Annotated in this window: 18 protein-coding genes; 5 read left to right on the top strand and 13 right to left on the bottom strand. The window is 71.0% G+C overall.

The genetic code is table 11. The features are described 5' to 3' along the window. Positions 1 to 144: 144 nt before the first annotated feature. The 8 genes from hisF to hisD form a co-directional block, all read right to left on the bottom strand. Positions 145 to 900 carry an imidazole glycerol phosphate synthase subunit HisF gene (hisF, locus tag ACFWV8_RS27965; RefSeq protein ID WP_329388946.1) on the bottom strand — a complete coding sequence of 252 codons (756 nt, stop codon included), beginning with the start codon at positions 898 to 900 and terminating at the stop codon, positions 145 to 147. Beyond that, the gene (locus ACFWV8_RS27960; protein WP_384209456.1) at positions 897 to 1,310 is read right to left on the bottom strand and encodes a RidA family protein; all 414 of its coding nucleotides are present in this window, start codon (positions 1,308 to 1,310) and stop codon (positions 897 to 899) included. The genes hisF and ACFWV8_RS27960 overlap by 4 nt, the downstream gene beginning before the upstream one ends. Further along, positions 1,307 to 2,059, bottom strand: coding sequence for a bifunctional 1-(5-phosphoribosyl)-5-((5-phosphoribosylamino)methylideneamino)imidazole-4-carboxamide isomerase/phosphoribosylanthranilate isomerase PriA (gene priA, locus ACFWV8_RS27955; RefSeq protein ID WP_384209453.1), 753 nt, complete (start codon positions 2,057 to 2,059; stop codon positions 1,307 to 1,309). Before priA ends, ACFWV8_RS27960 begins: the two co-directional genes overlap by 4 nt. Next, positions 2,059 to 2,694: an imidazole glycerol phosphate synthase subunit HisH gene (hisH, locus tag ACFWV8_RS27950; RefSeq protein ID WP_384209451.1), complete on the bottom strand. Its 636-nt coding sequence runs from the start codon at positions 2,692 to 2,694 to the stop codon at positions 2,059 to 2,061. The genes priA and hisH overlap by 1 nt, the downstream gene beginning before the upstream one ends. After that, positions 2,691 to 2,858, bottom strand: a complete 168-nt coding sequence (locus ACFWV8_RS27945; RefSeq protein WP_329388939.1) for a hypothetical protein — start codon at positions 2,856 to 2,858, stop codon at positions 2,691 to 2,693. Before ACFWV8_RS27945 ends, hisH begins: the two co-directional genes overlap by 4 nt. 166 nt (positions 2,859 to 3,024) lie before the next feature. Next, a complete protein-coding gene (hisB, locus tag ACFWV8_RS27940) occupies positions 3,025 to 3,618 on the bottom strand; it encodes an imidazoleglycerol-phosphate dehydratase HisB (RefSeq protein WP_384209447.1) in 594 nt (197 codons plus the stop codon). Then, entirely contained in the window at positions 3,615 to 4,724 is a 1,110-nt protein-coding gene (locus ACFWV8_RS27935; RefSeq protein ID WP_384209444.1) for a histidinol-phosphate transaminase, read from the bottom strand. Before ACFWV8_RS27935 ends, hisB begins: the two co-directional genes overlap by 4 nt. Continuing rightward, positions 4,721 to 6,079 carry a histidinol dehydrogenase gene (gene hisD / locus ACFWV8_RS27930; protein ID WP_384209441.1) on the bottom strand — a complete coding sequence of 453 codons (1,359 nt, stop codon included), beginning with the start codon at positions 6,077 to 6,079 and terminating at the stop codon, positions 4,721 to 4,723. Before hisD ends, ACFWV8_RS27935 begins: the two co-directional genes overlap by 4 nt. 242 nt (positions 6,080 to 6,321) lie before the next feature. Between hisD and ACFWV8_RS27925 the strand changes: the two genes are divergently transcribed. The 4 genes from ACFWV8_RS27925 (at position 6,322) to ybaK (ending at position 10,388) form a co-directional block, all read left to right on the top strand. Further along, positions 6,322 to 7,941, top strand: coding sequence for an oxidoreductase (locus tag ACFWV8_RS27925; protein ID WP_384209438.1), 1,620 nt, complete (start codon positions 6,322 to 6,324; stop codon positions 7,939 to 7,941). A gap of 113 nt (positions 7,942 to 8,054) precedes the next feature. After that, positions 8,055 to 9,083, top strand: a complete 1,029-nt coding sequence (locus ACFWV8_RS27920; RefSeq protein ID WP_384209435.1) for a hypothetical protein — start codon at positions 8,055 to 8,057, stop codon at positions 9,081 to 9,083. 5 nt (positions 9,084 to 9,088) lie between these two features. After that, complete coding sequence (locus tag ACFWV8_RS27915) at positions 9,089 to 9,829, top strand: LON peptidase substrate-binding domain-containing protein (RefSeq protein WP_384209432.1); 741 nt, start codon at positions 9,089 to 9,091, stop codon at positions 9,827 to 9,829. Between the two features lie 58 nt (positions 9,830 to 9,887). Beyond that, positions 9,888 to 10,388: a Cys-tRNA(Pro) deacylase gene (gene ybaK / locus ACFWV8_RS27910; protein WP_384209427.1), complete on the top strand. Its 501-nt coding sequence runs from the start codon at positions 9,888 to 9,890 to the stop codon at positions 10,386 to 10,388. 18 nt (positions 10,389 to 10,406) lie between these two features. Here the strand turns inward: ybaK and ACFWV8_RS27905 are convergent, their stop codons facing one another. The 4 genes from ACFWV8_RS27905 to ACFWV8_RS27890 form a co-directional block, all read right to left on the bottom strand. Then, on the bottom strand, positions 10,407 to 11,078 hold the full coding sequence (locus tag ACFWV8_RS27905; RefSeq protein WP_384209423.1) for a DUF2567 domain-containing protein: 672 nt from the start codon (positions 11,076 to 11,078) through the stop codon (positions 10,407 to 10,409). Between the two features lie 34 nt (positions 11,079 to 11,112). After that, positions 11,113 to 11,955 (bottom strand): ABC transporter permease, encoded by an 843-nt coding sequence (locus tag ACFWV8_RS27900; protein ID WP_329388919.1) that lies wholly within the window; start codon positions 11,953 to 11,955, stop codon positions 11,113 to 11,115. Between the two features lie 667 nt (positions 11,956 to 12,622). Continuing rightward, positions 12,623 to 13,594 (bottom strand): ABC transporter ATP-binding protein, encoded by a 972-nt coding sequence (locus tag ACFWV8_RS27895; RefSeq protein WP_384209570.1) that lies wholly within the window; start codon positions 13,592 to 13,594, stop codon positions 12,623 to 12,625. A 90-nt stretch (positions 13,595 to 13,684) separates the two neighbouring features. Next, the gene (locus ACFWV8_RS27890) at positions 13,685 to 15,019 is read right to left on the bottom strand and encodes an NYN domain-containing protein (RefSeq protein ID WP_384209419.1); all 1,335 of its coding nucleotides are present in this window, start codon (positions 15,017 to 15,019) and stop codon (positions 13,685 to 13,687) included. Positions 15,020 to 15,254: 235 nt separating this feature from the next. Between ACFWV8_RS27890 and ACFWV8_RS27885 the strand changes: the two genes are divergently transcribed. Further along, positions 15,255 to 15,434, top strand: coding sequence for a hypothetical protein (locus tag ACFWV8_RS27885; protein ID WP_329388915.1), 180 nt, complete (start codon positions 15,255 to 15,257; stop codon positions 15,432 to 15,434). Positions 15,435 to 15,571: 137 nt separating this feature from the next. On the opposite strand, the gene dnaE is transcribed toward ACFWV8_RS27885, so the two are convergent. Continuing rightward, on the bottom strand, positions 15,572 to 18,070 hold a 2,499-nt coding region (dnaE, locus tag ACFWV8_RS27880), incomplete at its 5' end, for a DNA polymerase III subunit alpha (protein ID WP_384209415.1).

The raw sequence follows: 18,070 nt of genomic DNA, 5'->3' as shown, positions 1-18,070 counted from the left end.
ATACACAAGGAAAGTTGCGCAATATTCTTTGCGCAATAAATCCTGCGGATTCGGTGTCGCGCGCACCCTTCGTTGCCCCCTATTGACGCGAAGCCGCCCCGGAACAGATCGTTCCGGGGCGGCTTCCGTGCGTTTCGCGGGTGTTCAGCGCACCGCGTGGCCCGTGTCGCGCAGTTCCTTCTTGACCTGGGAGATCCGCAGGTCGCCGAAGTGGAAGACGGACGCGGCCAGTACGGCGTCCGCGCCCGCGTCGACGGCGGGGGGGAAGTGCGCCAGCCTGCCCGCGCCGCCCGAGGCGATGACCGGGACCGTCACCCGCGCGCGTACCGCCGCGATCATCTCCGTGTCGTACCCGTCCTTCGTGCCGTCCGCGTCCATCGAGTTGAGCAGGATCTCCCCCGCGCCCAGTTCGGCCGCGCGGTGCGCCCACTCCACGGCGTCGATGCCGGTGCCCCGGCGCCCGCCGTGCGTGGTGACCTCGAACGTGCCCTCCGGCGTACGCCGCGCGTCGACCGACAGGACGAGCACCTGGCGACCGAAGCGCTCGGCGATCTCCCGCAAGAGCTCGGGGCGCGCGATGGCGGCCGTGTTGACGCCGACCTTGTCGGCGCCCGCCCGCAGCAGCTTGTCGACGTCCTCCGGGGTACGGACCCCGCCGCCCACCGTGAGCGGGATGAAGACCTGCTCGGCGGTGCGGCGCACCACGTCGTACGTCGTCTCGCGGTCGCCCGACGAGGCGGTGATGTCGAGGAAGGTCAGCTCGTCGGCGCCCTCGGCGTCGTACAGCCGCGCCATCTCCACGGGATCACCCGCGTCGCGCAGATTCTGGAAGTTGACGCCCTTGACGACCCGGCCGTTGTCCACGTCCAGACAGGGGATGACTCGTACGGCGAGGCTCATGCCGGGCCTCCCGCCGGCGCGCGGAAGGCTTCCAGCTCGACCTCGACCACCAGGCTCGGGTCGATGAGACCGGCGACGACGACCATCGACGAGGCGGGCCGTACGGCGCCGAACAGCTCTTTGTGCGCGCGCCCGACGTCGTCCGCGTCCCCGGCGTGCGTCAGATACATCCGGGTGCGCACGACGTGCTCGGCGGCGAGGCCGAGGTCCCGCAGGGCTTCGACGGCGACGCCGAAGGCGGTGACGGCCTGTTCGTACGGTCCGCCCTCGGCGATCCGCCCGTCCACCACGGAGGTGCAACCGGAGACGAGGACGAGTCCGCCGGGCAGTTCGACGGCGCGGGAGTAGCCGTAGGCGTCCTCCCAGGGGCCGCCGGATGCGATACGGCGCACGCCGTCCCCCGGGCTCATCGCGCCACCTCCGCGAGCGCCTCTTCCAGCGTGAACGCCTTCGCGTACAGGGCCTTGCCGATGATCGCGCCCTCGACCCCGGCGGGCACCAGGGAGGCGATGGCGCGCAGATCGGCGAGCGAGGAGACGCCGCCGGAGGCGACGACCGGCCGGTCGGTGGCCGCGCACACGCTCTTCAGCAGCTCCAGGTTGGGCCCCTGGAGGGTGCCGTCCTTGGCGATGTCGGTGACGACGTAGCGCGCGCAGCCCGCCTCGTCGAAGCGGGCCAGCGTCTCCCACAGGTCGCCGCCGTCGCTGGTCCAGCCGCGTCCGCGCAGCGTCGTGCCGCGTACGTCGAGGCCGATCGCGATCCTGTCGCCGTGCTCGGCGATGGCCTTGGCCGCCCACTCGGGGGTCTCCAGCGCCGCCGTACCGAGGTTGACGCGCGTGCAGCCGGTGGCGAGCGCGGCGGTGAGTGAGGCGTCGTCGCGGATACCGCCGGACAGTTCGACCTCGATGTCCATGGCGCCGGTGATCTCCGCGACCAGGTCCCTGTTTTCGCCCGTGCCGAACGCCGCGTCGAGGTCCACGAGATGCAGCCACTCGGCGCCCGCGCTCTGCCAGGCGAGTGCGGCTTCCAGCGGTGAGCCGTACGAGGTCTCGGAGCCCGACTCGCCGTGCACGAGCCGCACGGCCTGGCCGTCGCGCACGTCGACGGCGGGGAGGAGTTCGAGCCTCGGTACGGAGGAGGAGGTGGGTGTGCCGGGCATCAGAAGGTTCCGATCCAGTTGGACAGCAGCTGGGCTCCGGCGTCGCCGGACTTCTCGGGGTGGAACTGCGTGGCCCACAGTGCCCCGTTCTCCACGGCGGCCACGAACGGCTCGCCGTGCCGGGACCAGGTGACCTTCGGCGCGCGGATCTTGGGGTTGGTGACTTCGAGGGACCAGTCGTGGACGGCGTACGAGTGCACGAAGTAGTAGCGCTCGTCGGCGTCGAGCCCGGCGAAGAGTTGGCTGTCCGTGGGCGCCTCGACGGTGTTCCAGCCCATGTGGGGGACGGTCGGGGCGAGGAGCGGGCCGACGGTCCCCGGCCACTCGTCGAGCCCTTCGGTCTCCACGCCGTGCTCGATGCCGCGCTCGAAGAGGATCTGCATGCCGACGCAGATGCCGAGCACGGGGCGCCCGCCGGCCAGCCTGCGGCCGACGATCCAGTCGCCGCGCGCCGCGCGGAGCCCGGCCATACAGGCGGCGAAGGCGCCGACGCCGGGCACGATCAGCCCGTCCGCGTTCATGGCCTTGTCGAAGTCACGGGTGATCTCGACGCCGGCCCCGGCGCGCGCCACGGCGCGCTCGGCCGAACGGACGTTGCCGAAGCCGTAGTCGAGGATGACGACGTTCTTGGTCATTCCCAGAGCCCCTGGATACGGAGGATGCCGGCGACGAGAGCGAGCGCGGAGCAGATGCCCAGCAGGACGATGACGCCGGTGGGCTGTTTCTGTTTGGCGAAGGAGTAGACGCCGCCGGCCAGGAACAGGCCGAGGACGATGAGGATGGTGTTGAGACCGGTCATGAAATCAGGGCCTCTCTTTTGGATCAGGCCGGATAAGTGAGCGGGGTCTGGTGCGTGCGATCGCAAGGCGGAGGAGGAAGTCGACGCGGAGCGTCGGCGACTGACGACAACGCGGCGAGTGTGCGTGCCGGGGCTCGCGAGCCCGGCAAGATCCGAAAGAGAGGCCCTAAAGCGCGCCCTTCGTGGACGGGAGGATGCCGACGGCGCGCGGGTCGCGTTCGCTCGCGTACCGCAGCGCGCGGGCCAGCGCCTTGAACTGGCACTCGACGATGTGGTGCGCGTTGCGCCCGTACGGGACGTGGACGTGCAGCGCGATCTGCGCCTGGGCCACGAACGACTCCAGGATGTGCCGGGTCATCGTCGTGTCGTAGCTGCCGATCATCGGCGCCATGGCCTCCGGCTCGGTGTGCACCAGATAGGGGCGGCCGGAGAGGTCCACGGTGACCTGGGCGAGCGATTCGTCCAGTGGGACGGTGCAGTTGCCGAAGCGGTAGATGCCGACCTTGTCGCCGAGCGCCTGCTTGAAGGCGGCGCCGAGCGCGAGCGCGGTGTCCTCGATGGTGTGGTGCGAGTCGATGTGCAGATCGCCCTCGGTCTTGACCGTCAGGTCGAAGAGTCCGTGCCTGCCGAGCTGGTCGAGCATGTGGTCGTAGAAGCCGACGCCCGTCGACACCTCGACCTTGCCCGTGCCGTCGAGGTCGAGGTCGACAACGACCGAGGTCTCCTTGGTCGTTCGTTCCACGCGGCCGATACGGCTCATGCGCTCTGCTCCTTCGTCAATTTACGTACCGCGTCGAGGAACGCGTCGTTCTCGGACGGGGTGCCCGCCGTGACCCGCAGCCGGCCGGGGACGCCGTTGTCGCGTACCAGCACGCCCTGGTCGAGGATCGTCCGCCAAGCCAGGTGCGCGTCGTCGAAGACGCCGAACTGGACGAAGTTGGCGTCCGATTCGGTGACCTCGAAGCCCATCGCCCGCAATTCGGTGACCAGCCGGTCCCGCTCGGTCTTGAGCCGTTCGACATATCCGAGCAGCGTATCGGTGTGCTCCAGCGCGGCGAGCGCGGTGGCCTGGGTGACGGCCGACAGGTGGTACGGCAGGCGCACCAGTTGCACGGCGTCGACCACGGCGGGGTCGGCGGCGAGATAGCCGAGGCGCAGTCCGGCGGCGCCGAAGGCCTTGGACATCGTGCGGGACACGACGAGGTTCGGCCGGCCTGCGAGCAGCGGCAGGAGCGAGGGGTGGTGGCTGAATTCGACGTACGCCTCGTCGGCCACGACCAGCGAAGGACCGGCCGCCTGCGCCGCGTCGTACAGCCGGGCCACGGTCGCGGCGTCGACGGCGGTGCCGGTGGGGTTGTTGGGGGTGGTGATGAAGACGACGTGGGGGCGGTGCTCGGCGATCGCCCGTTCGGCGGCTTCGGCGTCGATGGTGAAGTCCTCGTTGCGGGGGCCTGAGATCCAGCCGGTGCTGGTGCCGCGCGCGATGAGGTGGTGCATCGAGTACGAGGGTTCGAAGCCGATCGCGGTGCGGCCGGGGCCGCCGAAGGTCTGGAGCAGCTGCTGGATGACCTCGTTGGAGCCGTTGGCCGCCCATACGTTGGCGGCGGTCAGCGGGAGGTCGCCGGAGGTGCGGCGGAGGTAGGCGGCGAGCTCGGTGCGGAGTTCGACCGCGTCCCGGTCGGGGTAGCGGTTGAGGCCGCGGGCGGCATCCCGGACGCGCTCGGTGATCCGCTCGACGAGCGGTTCGGGCAGCGGGTACGGGTTCTCGTTGGTGTTGAGGTGGACGGGGACGTCCAACTGGGGCGCCCCGTAGGGGGACTTGCCGCGCAGTTCGTCACGTACGGGAAGGTCGTCGATGTTCGTCACGCGTCGGGCACCTCCCGCGTGGGCCGCCGCGAGGGCAGTTTCCAGCCGAAACGCGCCTTGACGGCGGCGCCGTGCGCGGGCAGGTCCTCGGCCTCGGCGAGCGTCACCACGTGGTGGGCCACATCGGCGAGGGCGTCCCGCGTGTAGTCGACGATGTGGATGCCGCGCAGGAAGGACTGGACGGACAGGCCGGAGGAGTGACAGGCACAACCGCCGGTCGGCAGTACGTGGTTGGAGCCGGCGCAGTAGTCGCCGAGCGAGACCGGGGCGTACGGCCCCACGAAGATCGCGCCCGCGTTGCGGACCCGGGCGGCGACATCGGCGGCGTCGGCGGTCTGCACCTCCAGGTGCTCGGCGCCGTACGCGTCGACGACCCGCAGACCCTCCTCGACGCCGTCGACCAGCACGATCGCGGACTGCTTGCCCGCCAGGGCGGGCGCGATGCGCTCCTCGACGTGCTTGGTGGCGGCGGTCTGCGGCACCAGCTCCTTCTCGACGGCGTCGCCGAGTTCGACGGAGTCGGTGACGAGGACGGCGGCGGCGAGCGGGTCGTGCTCGGCCTGGCTGATCAGGTCGGCGGCGACGTGCGCCGGGTCGGCGGTCGCGTCGGCGAGGACGGCGATCTCGGTCGGGCCCGCCTCGGTGTCGATGCCGATACGGCCCGCGAAGTAGCGCTTGGCGGCGGTGACCCAGATGTTGCCGGGTCCGGTGACCATGTCGGCGGGCGGGCAGCCGTCGGGGCCGGTCGTGCCGTACGCGAACATCGCGACGGCCTGGGCGCCGCCGACCGCGTACACCTCGTCGACGCCCAGCAGGGCGCAGGCGGCCAGGATCGTCGGGTGCGGCAGGCCGCCGAACTCCTGCTGCGGAGGCGAGGCGAGGGCGATCGAGCCGACCCCCGCCTCCTGCGCCGGGACCACATTCATGATCACGGACGACGGGTAGACGGCGCGTCCGCCGGGCGCGTACAGCCCGACGCGGGAGACCGGCACCCACTTCTCGGTCACCTTGCCGCCGGGCACGACCTGTGTGGTGTGCGCCGCGCGCCGCTGGGCGCGGTGGACGATACGGGCGCGCCTGATGGACTCGTCGAGCGCGGCCCGTACGGCGGGATCCAGGGCCGCCAGGGCCCGGGTGAGGGCTTCGGAGGGGACCCGCACGCGCTCCAGCGTGACGCCGTCGAACTTCTCCGCGTACTCGATCAGCGCCGCGGTGCCGCGATGGCGCACGTCCTCGCAGATGGGGCGCACCTTCGAGAGGGCGGCTTCCACGTCGAAGTCGGCACGGGGCAGCAGGTCGCGCAGTGCGGCGCCCTCGGGGAGGGCGGCGCCGCGCAGATCGATTCGTGAGATCACGCGGTCAATTCTCGCAGACCTGATCCGGCCGACGGCCGCCCGTATCACTGGCTGATATGAGCCCCGAATGTCACTCACGGCTACTAATGTCAACGATTGGCGTTCGATCGGTCACTCAGAGGGAAGAACGTCCGTACGACCTCACCACAGCAGCCCCGCCCGGCGACGGCTGCGCGGGAGTCACACGACCACAGCGCGAGGTACGGCGCGCAGCACGGCAAACGGGGAAGAGAGGCGCGGCAGTGTCCGAGCCGCAGGACGACGAAGCTCCGGACTGGCTCTCGGCCACAGAACTCGGCATGTGGCAGGCGTTCCGGAACGGCAGTACCTACGACCTGAGCGTGCCGAGTCCACTGCTCAACGATCCGGCCGCGGCCGGCCCCTGGGGCGAGCACCGCAGCGTGCGCGCCCGCGTGGTCGCGCTGCTGCTGCTGAGCGGTCCCTCGGCGCGCCCGGGGCGGGTCGCAGCGCTCAAGCTGCGCGGGGCGTACATCAGCGGGTCGCTGAACCTGGCGGGCGGCAATGTCGAGCCGTACGTGGAGCTGACGTTCTGCCGTTTCGAGCGTGAACTGGTGCTGCCTGAGTGCCACTTCACCACGCTGCGGCTGGTGGGGTGTGTGATCCCGCGCGTGGAGGCCGCCCGGCTGCGCACCGAGGGCGATCTGCATCTGCCGCGCTGCCAGGTCGCGCGCGGTATCCGGCTCACCGACGCGCAGATCGGCACGGACCTGCTGATCAGCCAGATATCCGTCCGGCCGGACAGCAGCAGCCGGTCGATAGCCGCCGACGGGATGTCGGTCGGCCAGGACCTCCAGGCCGAACAGATAGAGACGCACGGGGAGTTCAGCCTGCGCGGCTCGAAGGTCGGGGGCTCGCTGATGCTGCGCGGCAGCCGGCTGCGCGCGGCGGGCGAGCGCCGCGCGCTCAACGCGCCGCAGCTGACCGTCGAGCGCTCGCTCTATCTGACGGGCGCGGTCGTGAGCATCGCGACGGGCAACGCCAACTCCACCCCGCCGTACGGCACGATCTACACCGGCAACACCGCGGGCCGCGGGACGTTGCCGCCGGGCACCGAGATCCGGCGCTTCGAGTGCTACGGCGGAGTCCGGCTTGACGACGGCCGGTTCGGCGACACGATCGACCTCCACCAGGCCCGGTTCCTGATGTCGCCCGGCGAGGAGCTGTCATTGCGCCGGATCACCGCGACGGAGCTGCGCTTCCAGTGCGAGCGCCCGCTGGAGGGCCGGGTCGTGCTGAACGGCGCGAAGATCATCACGCTGATGGATCTCTCCACGAGCTGGCCGGGCCCCGGCGGTCTCGCGATGGGCGGTTTCGTCTACGAGAACGTGGTGCCGTCCGGCCATTTCCCGCTCAACCGGCGGCTGGAGTGGCTGGACTCGGCGACGCCGGAGTACTCACCGGAGCCGTACGAACGCCTCGCGCAGGTGATGCGCAACAGCGGCGAGGACGCCGACGCCCGTGAGGTGCTGCTGGCCAAGCAGCGCCGACGGCGCGAGACGCTGCCGGTGGCGGGGAAGATCTGGGGCTTCATCCAGGACTGGACGGTGGCCTACGGCTACCGTCCCGGCCGGGCCGCGCTGTGGATGGCCATGCTGTGGGCCGCGGGCACGTTCGTCTTCGCGCGGCACGCCCCGGAGGCGATCAAGTCCGAGGAGCATCCGGCGTGGAACCCGGCCCTGTATGTACTGGATCTGCTGGTGCCGGTGATCGATCTGGGCCAGGACGGGCACTGGCGGCCGGAGGGCGGCTGGCAGTGGCTCTCGGCGGCGATGATCCTGCTCGGCTGGATCCTCGCCACAACAGTCGCAGCAGGTGCCTCGCGTCTCCTGCGCCGCGGCTGACCCAGCGCCGAACGGCTTTCTTTGCTCTCCCTTGACCTGGCCCGAGACAACCTTTCACCCACCACCAAAGCTTCACATATGCCCTCTGGCGCCTCTGCGACCTGCGGTTTTCAATGGTCCGCACCATGTCATTGATTCGCGCCCTGATCAGTACCGCGCGCATGCTCCGGCACACCCCTCGGCTCGCCGAGGGGCTTCCGCCGGACGATGCGGTACTGCTCGACGCCCCCGACGAGCGGCTCGCCCCCGCGCTCGTCTCCGCCGCGCTCGGCGAGTACGAGCACGCGGCGAAGCTGCTGGCGACCACGCGCGAATCCGCCGAGTGGGAGGACCGCGACCGCTATGTGATGCGGCTCGCCGCCTTCGCCCACAACCGCCACGAATGGCTCGCCCACTGGCTCGCCGCCTCGCCCGCCGACCCGGACGCGCTCGTCGTCAAGGCGGAACTCGGCGTGCGCAAGGCCTGGGAGTCCCCCGCCCGCGCCGAGCTCCTGCGGGAGATGGGCCCGCTGATCGGCGCGGCGGCCGACGGCGACCCGCGCGACCCGGTGCCGTGGCGGATCGCCCTGGACCACGCGCGCGGCACGCACGCGGGCCACCGGGCCTTCGAGTCGCTGTGGGGCGAGGCGGTGCGCCGCTCGTCGCACCACTACGGCTGCCATGTCGCGGCCCTCCAGTACCTCTCCGCCCAGTGGCACGGCTCGCACCAGGAATGCTTCGACTTCGCCGAACAGGCCGCCGCGGACGCGCTGCCCGGGTCGCTCGTCAAGGCACTTCCGATGCGGGCCGCCTTCAGCCGGCTGCTTGACGACGACCTCACCTCCGTGACGACCGACCGGACAGACGCGGCCTGCGACGAGGCCATCCGGCTCTCGTCCGTGTACGCGGTGGGCGACTCCTGGCCGGCGGAGGTACGGAACCTGCTGGCGTACGTGCTGGTCAGACGGCACCGATGGGACGAGGCGCTGGAACAGTTCCGGCTGATCGGCCCGTACGCGACGTCCTTTCCGTGGACGTCACTGACCGACGATCCGCTGGGTCACTTCCTGGAGACACGCGACGGCGTACGCCTCCAGGTGGCCTCCGGGATGCCGTTGTGGAACCGCACAGACCGAGGGCGTCCGCGCGGCCATTACGCTTGAGCGTTGTGACCACCGCACATCTCCCTCTCTTCCCGCTGAACGCGGTGTTGTTCCCGGGCCTCGTCATGCCCCTGAACATCTTCGAGGAGCGGTATCGCGCCATGATGCGCGACCTGCTCAAGACAGACGAGTCCGAACCGCGACGCTTCGTCGTGGTCGCGATCCGCGACGGGCACGAGGTCGCGCCGACCGCGTCGGGCATGCCCGACCCCACGTCCCTGCCGGAGCGCGGGCCGTCGGCGGGCTTCGGGGCCGAACCGCTGAAGGCCTTCCACCAGGTGGGCTGCGTCGCCGACGCGACCACGATCCGCGAACGCCAGGACGGCAGCTTCGAGGTGCTGGGCACCGGCACCAGCCGGGTCCGGCTGCTCTCCGTCGACACCGGCGGGCCGTATCTGACCGCCGAGGTCGAGGCGGTCGAAGAGGACTCGGGCGAGGGGGCGGGAGCACTAGCCGAAGGCGTCCTGAGGGCGTTCCGCAGCTATCAGAAACGGCTGGCGGGAGCGCGTGAGCGGTCACTGTCGACCGGCGACGACCTGCCCGATGAGCCGTCCGTCGTCTCGTATCTGGTGGCCGCGGCGGCCGTCCTGGACATCCCGGCCAAGCAGCGGCTGCTCCAGGCCCCGGACACCGTGACGCGGCTGCGCGAGGAACTGAAGCTGCTGCGCGCCGAGACCGCGGTGATCCGGCATCTGCCGTCGCTGCCGGCCGTGGATCTCACGCGGGGCCCGACGAACCCGAACTGACCTCCGCGGGCTCTTCTCAGGTCTGCGGGCTCTTCAACTGACGCGAGGAACAAGTCCCTTGGCGAAGAAGCAAGCGAAGAAGGCCGCCGGCGGCACCCCGGCGACGGTCGCGCTGACGGCGGCGAAGGCCGAGTTCACCCTGCACGCCTACGAACACGACCCGGCGGCCCCCTCGTACGGCGAGGAGGCCGCGGCGGCTCTGGGGGTCCCGGCGGACCGGGTGTTCAAGACGCTGGTCGCCGACGTCGACGGCGAACTGACCGTGGCGGTCGTCCCGGTCTCCGGCTCGCTGGACCTCAAGGCGCTGGCCGCCGCGGTGGGCGGCAAGCGAGCGACGATGGCGGACCCGGCGGCGGCGGAGCGCACCACGGGCTACGTACGCGGCGGCATCTCGCCACTGGGCCAGCGCAAGCGGCTCCGTACGGTCCTCGACGCGTCGGCGGGGGCCCACGCGACGGTCTGCGTCTCGGCGGGCCGCCGGGGCCTGGAGGTGGAACTGTCCCCGTCGGACCTGACATCCCTGACGGCCGCGACGCTGGCCCCGATCGCCAAGGCGTGACGGCTCGACGGGGCGAGGTCAGCGTCCGGTCTCCGGCCCGTCCTCCCGGTCGGCCGGGAGATACGGCGCCCCGAACGGCACCCACTCCGGCTCCGGGTCGCGCGGGCCGAACAGCGCCGTCAGCGCCAGGTGCACGATCATCGCCGCCACCGGCCACGCCAGCAGCGCGCCCCGCGCGTTCAGCTCCAGCGGCGCGTCGAACGTCGCGCCCTCTCCCGCCGCCCGTGCCTGTGTGACCACGTCGTCCGGGCCAAGTCCCCAGCCGACCAGCCAGGCCAGCCCCGAGGCGAGCAGCCCGCCCAGTGCCAGGCCCACGACGAGCGGGACTCCGCCGCGCCTGCGGAAGAGGAAGACCAGGGCCGCGCTGACCAGGCCGAATCCGAGGGCCAGCAGCACGAACGTGCCGTCCGCGCCGATCGCCTCCTCGCCCTCCGTGTCCTTCAGGAACACGGCCGACTCACCGGCGATCAGCGGCACCCGGGGCGACAGCCAGAGCCAGAGCAGCCCGAGCAGCACGCCGGAGACAGCCACGACGAGCGTCACGACGGCTGCCTGCTTCAGCTCGGTCCTCATGTCGGTCTCGTCCGCCGCCTTGGCGGTGTGGTGGGCGGCCGTGGCTCCCGCGCCCTGGGCGTGCTGCCAGGGGCCGTCGTTCGGGGGCTGGTGGGGCGGCGTCAGAGGAGCTGTCACCCCGCCATCGTGCCAGGCATGGCCCGGCAGTGCCTCATCGGACTGCCGCACGCCTGTACGCCCACGTCGCCACGGCCAGGGAGACGACGCCGACCGCCGCGCAGACCGCGAGGTCGAGCGCGACGGTGGGCCAGTCGGGATGCCTGTCGAAGGTACGGGCCAGGGCCTCCACACCGTACGTGGACGGCAGCAGATCCCGGGCGTACGCGATCGGCCCCGGCAGCCGGTCGGCGGGCAGCACACCCAGCAGCAGCGCGGCGGACATGCCGAGCTGCCCGAGCAGCGTGGCCAGCTCCTGGCGGGGCGCCAGCAGCCCGAGCGCGGCCCCGAGCCCGGCCAGCGCGGCGCCGGAGAGCGGGATGACGGCGACCAGCACCCAGAGGTGGGTGAGCGGCAGATCGAAGAGCAGACTGCCGGTCACCGCGGTCACGGCGGTGCCCGGCACGGTGAACGAGGCGTACGCCCCGGCCGCGCCCAGCACCACGGCGGCGGGCGGCACGGGCAGCGTCGCGTAGTGGTCGAGTCCGCCGGTGGCCCGGAGCTGACCGAAGTACTGGGCGAGCAGATTGAGCGCGACGAAGGCCACGACGAGCACGCTCGAACCCGCGACCACGGCGCGCGCCTCGGCGCCGCCGTCGACGACGCCGCGCATCAGGATCATGATCCCGACGGACTGGAAGGTCGCGACGAAGAGCAGCGGGATCCGGGCGACCCGCGCGCGCGACAGCTGCGCGCGGTACACGGCGGCGAGCGAGGGCAGCAGCCGCGCACGCGGCGCCAGCGCGGCCGGCCCCCGGCCGGCTCCGTCGCTCGCGGCACGGGGGTCCGGGACGGTCCGGCGCTTCCCGCCGACGGCCTCCGCGGGCACGATGCTCACCTGACGCAGCTCCTGTTCGGTCCGTACGGACGGATGCGACCCCGGCACCTGACACCCACGGCCACCCGCGCCCAGCGTGCCATACGCCCGGATCGCACCGAACGCCCCGTAGGAACGGCCGAGTTCCGGCCGGTCGCGGGGAGGACGGCTCCGCCTCGGGCGCCCGGGGCGTGGCGGCCTTCGGCGCACTGCGCGTGGACGACGGCCACGCAATGGGCGGCCAGGGCGTTACGGCCTTCGGCGCACCGACCGCCTGCGGCGGTCGCGTGGACGGCGACCGCGTGGACGGCGACGGCGGGAACCGCGGATGCGGGCCTGGCGGCCACGTCCTGGGTGGTCCTGCCTCGGAGGCCCCGGAGCGAAGCGGAGAGGATCGGCTGCCGGTGGGGACGGAGCGGAGCGGAGGGGCGTCCGGGCGTGGCCCGGAGGAGAGGCGCGCAGCGCCGGCCCGTCGCGCTGAGCGAAGCGAAGCGGGTCGCTTCCGAGGCGCGCAGCGCCGCACGGCCCGATCCGACGGCGGTCGCCCCGCGCGGCGGCCTGCCGTCCGCGCAGCGGGCTGTCCCAGGCCCCCCCGCCCCAGCGAACGCGGCCCGCGTGCGAACCGCGGCGCGCCCCCCGGTGGCAAGGCGGGCAGGTCTCGGAGCCGTAAATCTGGAGTCTTTCCTTGTCACGCCTTCACCAGGCCCTGGGTCTGGCCGCCGAGGGCCAGGTAGACGTCCTCCAAGCTGGGCGTCGCCAGGGTGAAGTCGTCCAGCGCCGCGAACGCCTCGCCGCCCGTCACCGCCGCCACCGCCGCGCGCGCCTCGTCCGGGGCGAGCCGCAGCACCCAGCGGCGGCCCGACTCCTGCGCGGAACCGCGCAGCGCGGCGACCTCCGGGACGTCGAGCGGGGCGCGTTCGCGCCAGACGAGTTCGAGCCGTACCTCGCCCGCGACCTGTTCCTTGAGCCCGGACGGGGTGTCGCAGGCGATGACCTTGCCCCGGTCCAGCACGGCGACCCGGTCAAGGACCGTCTCGGCCTCGATGACGTTGTGGGTGACCAGCAGCACCGTCGCGCCACGCTCGGCCCGGCGGCGGTCGACCGCCGCCCAGACCGCGCGCCTGGCGACCGGGTCCATGCCGGTGGTGGGTTCGTCCAGAACGAGCACCGGCCGCTCCCCCACCAGCGTCGCGGCGAAGCAGGCCATCCGCCGCTGACCGCCGGAGAGCTTCTTCAGCGGACGCCCCGCGAGTTCCGTCAGGCCGAGTTCCGCGAGCACCGCGTCGCGCTCGGCACGCGCCTCGCTCAGTCCGAGCCCCCGCAGCCGGCCCGTGGTCTCGGCCGCGAGCCCGACCGTCAACTCGTCGAGCGCGGTGGACTCCTGGCCGAGATAGCCGATGAGGCGCGAGGCACGTTCGGGATGGCCGACAAGATCGTGGCCGAGGACATCGACGCTGCCTGAGTCGGGCCGCATCAGCCCGGTGAGCTGACGTACGAGGGTGGATTTGCCCGCACCGTTGGGACCGAGCAGTCCGAAGATCTCGCCCTGCCGCACGTCCAGGGAGATCCCGTCGTTGGCGCGCACCTCGGGCGTGGCCGGGGCGCCACGTCTGCCGCGCGCGGCGGGGTACGTCTTGACCAGCTCCCGTACCGCGCACACCGTACTCACAAGACACGAGCCTACGGGGTCCAACTGCCCGTAATCCGCCCGGGGGCGCCCGGTGACCCGTCCCGCGCCCGCGTGCGGGCGCTACTCCGCCGCTCCGTCGCCCTTCGGTGACGGGTGATCCGCGCCCTTCGCCGAAGGATGCTCCGCCGCCGCCCGCACATCGATCTCGCGCCAGAACCCGGCTCTGATCGCGTACCGGTCGTGCTCGTCGATCTGGTCGTCCTTGTGCGCCAGCAGCCCGAAGCGGGCCGCGTACCTCAGCACCTCGCCGTCGATACGGTGCGGGATCCGCGGATACATCGTGGACAGCTTCTGCACGTGGCCCACGTCGGGCAGCCTCTCCACCCAGCGCCTGGCGAACACCTGCCCCACCTCGAACGGATCGCCGCCGACCGTCGTGATGTCCTCCTCGCGGTCCGCCCAGCGCTGCTCCGCGCTGGTGAGCTGCGCCAGCGTCGGCAGGGACGCGGTCTCGGGCGGCTCCCCGAGCTGGCCCCCGCCGCCGGTGCGCTCGACCCAGCCCCGGTCGGACGACCAGCGCAGCGTCGCGTTCCCCGGCGGGGGCGCGGGCGCCGCGTGCGGTCCGGGCGCGCGCAGGGCGGCCAGGTCCTTCGGGGTGGGGACACCCTTGCCGCCGGCGGGCGCCGACTGCGCGGTCCCGGGGTCGTGCTCGTGCCCCGGCCCGGCGCCCGGCCCGTGCTCCGTCGTCGCCGGCGCCGTTCCGTTGCGAGCGGACGCGGCCTGCGCCTCGGCCGCCCGCTCGGCGGAAGCGGCGAGCGCCGACTCGGGCAGCGGCGCGGAGAGGATCGCGGCGATCTCCGGACGCGGCGCGGGCTGCGGCGCGCAGACGCCGCCGAAGTCCTTGGCGCGTACGGCCTTGGTGATCCAGGCCCGGTCGAGCACCCGCCGTTCGTCGGCCTCGGCCACCAGGTCCTCGGACTGGTTGTAGTCGCCGTCCGCCGCCTGCACCGCCCAGAGGTGCACGGCGACGCCGTGTTCCTTCGCGGACATCAGGCCGGGCAGCAGATCACCGTCGCCGGTCACCAGCACCACGTCCGAGCAGGCGCGATTTCTGGCCAACTCCGTGAGCTCGGCGTGCATCGCCGCGTCGACACCCTTCTGCGCCCATCTCCCGTCGCTGCGGGTCAGCGCACCGAGCCGGACGGTGACACGTGACATGACGCGCAGCCGTCGGTGTTCGGGCTGCGGTACGCGGTCGGGGGCGCCGTCGAACCAGTAGATACGGAGCAGCGGCTGCTCCGTATCGGCCTCGGCGCGCTCGCGCAGCCCCTGGATGAGGGCGGCGTGGTCGACGGTGATGCGTGAGCGGGCCGGTTCTCCGGCCAGGAGGCTCGCGGCGGCGCCCAGCAGGTAACCGGCGTCCACCAGGACGACGCAGCGGTCCACGTGTTCCACCCTCTTTCGGGAACGTCGGGATCGGAAGTTGCTACGGGTTTCCTTCGAGTCTGCCCGACCGCAACTGGGTTAACGGCCGGAACTGGATCATCGGCGTGGCGTGTCCCTCCCGGCTACCCCCGGAGACGGCCGAACCATGTCCGTTACGCACAGCTATGATCCAAAATGCGGTGAGTCACGGCGTATGTGAATCTGACAGCGGCCCTGGCCCCAACATCCTTCAGGAGGCAGCACCATGGCCAAGAACAAGAACCGTGACCGCGGCAGACAACAGCAGCAGGACCGCTCGTCCACCGAGCGTGGCGCCGAGCAGTCCTCGTCCTCCTCGGAGGCCAAGGCCGAGCAGATACAGTCGCAGGTCACGCCGTCCGATGTGGCCCACAAGGGCCGCCAGAAGCGCTTCGGCCACAACTGACGCCGGACTCGCGCGTGACCGACCGACGCGGTCAGCCGCATCTGGCCCCGGCCGCACCTGACTGAAGAGGGGCACGCCCGGTCTCCCGGGCGTGCACCTCCACGCGTACGCGTACCGCTACGGATCCCCCGCGCCCGCTACCCCGCCAGACAGGACGGCCCGAGCAGCACCTTCAAGTCGCCGAAGAGCGCCGGGTCCGGCTGCACCCGGTGCCGGTCGAGCCGCAGCACCGTCGTCTTCCGTGCGCCCTGGAGCTTGATCCGCACCTCGGAGTTGCCCCGGTGGTGGCTGAGGATCTCACCCAGCCTGCTGACCATGGGCGGCGTGAGCTTCACCGTGGGGATGGTGATCGTGACCGGCGCGTTCGTCCCGCTGGACGACAGGTCGGGGACCTGGAGTTCCATCGCGACGAGACGCGGGATGTCCTCGCGCTTGTCGAGCCGTCCCTTGACGAAGACGACGGTGTCCTCGACCAGTTGGGTGGAGACCAGCTGATAGGTGGCGGGGAAGAACATGCACTCGATCGAGCCCGCCAGATCCTCCACGGTGGCGATCGCCCACGCGTTGCCCTGCTTGGTCATCTTGCGCTGGAGGCCGGAGATGATGCCGCCGATGGTGACCACCGCACCGTCGGCGTGCTCGCCGCCGGTGAGCTGTGAGATCGCCGCGTCCGACTTGTCGGACAGGACGTGCTCGATACCGAAGAGGGGGTGGTCGGAGACGTACAGGCCGAGCATTTCCCGTTCCTGCGCGAGCAGATACGACTTGTCCCACTCCACGTCGGAGAATTCCACGTCGAGCCCGAAGCCCGGACCCTGCTCGGAGGACGCGTCGTCGCCGTCGCCCATGCCGCCGAAGAGGTCGAACTGCCCCTCCGCCTCCTTGCGCTTGACCTGTACGACGTTGTCGATCATCGGCTCGTGGTGCGCGACGAGCCCCTTGCGGGTGTGGCCCATCTCGTCGAAGGCGCCCGCCTTGATGAGCGATTCGACGGTGCGCTTGTTGCAGACGACCGCCTCGACCTTGTCCAGGAAGTCAGGGAACGTCGCGTACTTCCCCTTCGCCTTGCGCGACCGGATGATCGATTCGACGACGTTCGTGCCGACGTTCCGGACGGCCGTCAGTCCGAAGAGGATCACGTCGTCGCCCTGCGCGGCGAAGTTCGCCACCGACTCGTTCACATTCGGCGGCAGCACCTTGATGCCCATCCGACGGCACTCGTTGAGATAGACCGCCGACTTGTCCTTGTCGTCCTTCACCGAGGTCAGCAGGGCCGCCATGTATTCGGCCGGGTAATTCGCCTTCAGATACGCGGTCCAGTAGGTGACGAGCCCGTACGCGGACGAGTGCGCCTTGTTGAACGCGTATCCCGCGAACGGGACCAGGACGTCCCACAGCGCCTGGATCGCCTCGTCCGAGAAGTTGTTCTTCTTGGCACCGGCCTGGAACAGGACGAAATTCTTGGCCAGTTCGTCGGCCTTCTTCTTGCCCATCACGCGGCGCAGGATGTCCGCCTCGCCGAGCGAGTAGCCCGCGATGATCTGCGCGGCCTTCTGCACCTGCTCCTGATACACGATCAGGCCGTAGGTGAGGCCGAGGACCTCCTTGAGAGGCTCCTCCAACTCCGGGTGGATCGGGGTGATCTCCTGCTGCCCGTTCTTGCGCAGCGCGTAGTTCGTGTGCGAGTTCATGCCCATCGGGCCCGGCCGGTAGAGGGCCGACACCGCGGAAATGTCCTCGAAGTTGTCGGGCTTCATCAGCCGCAGCAGCGAGCGCATCGGACCGCCGTCGAACTGGAAGACGCCGAGCGTGTCACCTCGGCAGAGCAGTTCGTACGTCTTGGGGTCGTCCAACGGCAGGGAGAGCAGGTCGAGTTCGATCTCCTTGTTGGCCTTCACCATCTTGACGGCGTCGTCCATGATGGTCAGATTCCGCAGACCCAGGAAGTCCATCTTCAGCAGACCGAGCGACTCGCACTGCGGATAGTCCCACTGCGTGATCGTGACGCCGTCGGTGTGCCTGACCCAGACCGGCACATGGTCGGTGATCGTCTCGCTGGACATGATCACGCCGGCCGCGTGCACACCCATCTGCCGGACCAGACCCTCAACACCCTTCGCGGTGTCGATGACCTTCTTGACGTCGGGCTCGTTCTCGTACATCCCCCGGATCTCGCCCGCCTCGCTGTAGCGCGGGTGCTTGGGATCGGTGATGCCGTTGAGGTCGATGCCCTTGCCGAGGACGTCCGCCGGCATGGCCTTGGTGAGCCGGTCGCCCATCGCGTACGGATAACCCAGCACGCGCGCCGAGTCCTTGATGGCGTTCTTCGCCTTGATCTTTCCGTACGTCCCGATCATGGCGACCTTGTCGGCGCCGTATTTCTCGGTGACGTACCGGATGACCTCGCCGCGCCGACGCTCGTCGAAGTCGATGTCGACATCGGGCATGGAGATGCGCTCGGGGTTGAGGAACCGCTCGAAGATCAGGCCGTGTTCGATCGGGTCGAGGTCGGTGATGCCCATCGCGTACGAGACGATCGAGCCGGCCGCGGAGCCCCGCCCCGGTCCCACGGCGATGCCGTTGTTCTTGGCCCACATGATGAAGTCGGCGACGACCAGGAAGTACCCCGGGAACCC

It is taken from the genome of Streptomyces sp. NPDC058665 (assembly GCF_042714995.1).
Lineage (GTDB): Bacteria > Actinomycetota > Actinomycetes > Streptomycetales > Streptomycetaceae > Streptomyces.
The sequence above is the reverse complement of the archived record's forward strand: the minus strand, read 5'-3'. Positions and strand labels throughout refer to the sequence as shown.

Bases quoted from the DNA above. Each gene is read 5' to 3' on its own strand.
- hisF (WP_329388946.1), bottom strand. From the start codon at position 900: ATGAGCCTCGCCGTACGAGTCATCCCCTGTCTGGACGTGGACAACGGC.
- ACFWV8_RS27960 (WP_384209456.1), bottom strand. From the start codon at position 1,310: ATGAGCCCGGGGGACGGCGTGCGCCGTATCGCATCCGGCGGCCCCTGG.
- priA (WP_384209453.1), bottom strand. From the start codon at position 2,059: ATGCCCGGCACACCCACCTCCTCCTCCGTACCGAGGCTCGAACTCCTC.
- hisH (WP_384209451.1), bottom strand. From the start codon at position 2,694: ATGACCAAGAACGTCGTCATCCTCGACTACGGCTTCGGCAACGTCCGT.
- ACFWV8_RS27945 (WP_329388939.1), bottom strand. From the start codon at position 2,858: ATGACCGGTCTCAACACCATCCTCATCGTCCTCGGCCTGTTCCTGGCC.
- hisB (WP_384209447.1), bottom strand. From the start codon at position 3,618: ATGAGCCGTATCGGCCGCGTGGAACGAACGACCAAGGAGACCTCGGTC.
- ACFWV8_RS27920 (WP_384209435.1), top strand. From the start codon at position 8,055: ATGGTCCGCACCATGTCATTGATTCGCGCCCTGATCAGTACCGCGCGC.
- ACFWV8_RS27885 (WP_329388915.1), top strand. From the start codon at position 15,255: ATGGCCAAGAACAAGAACCGTGACCGCGGCAGACAACAGCAGCAGGAC.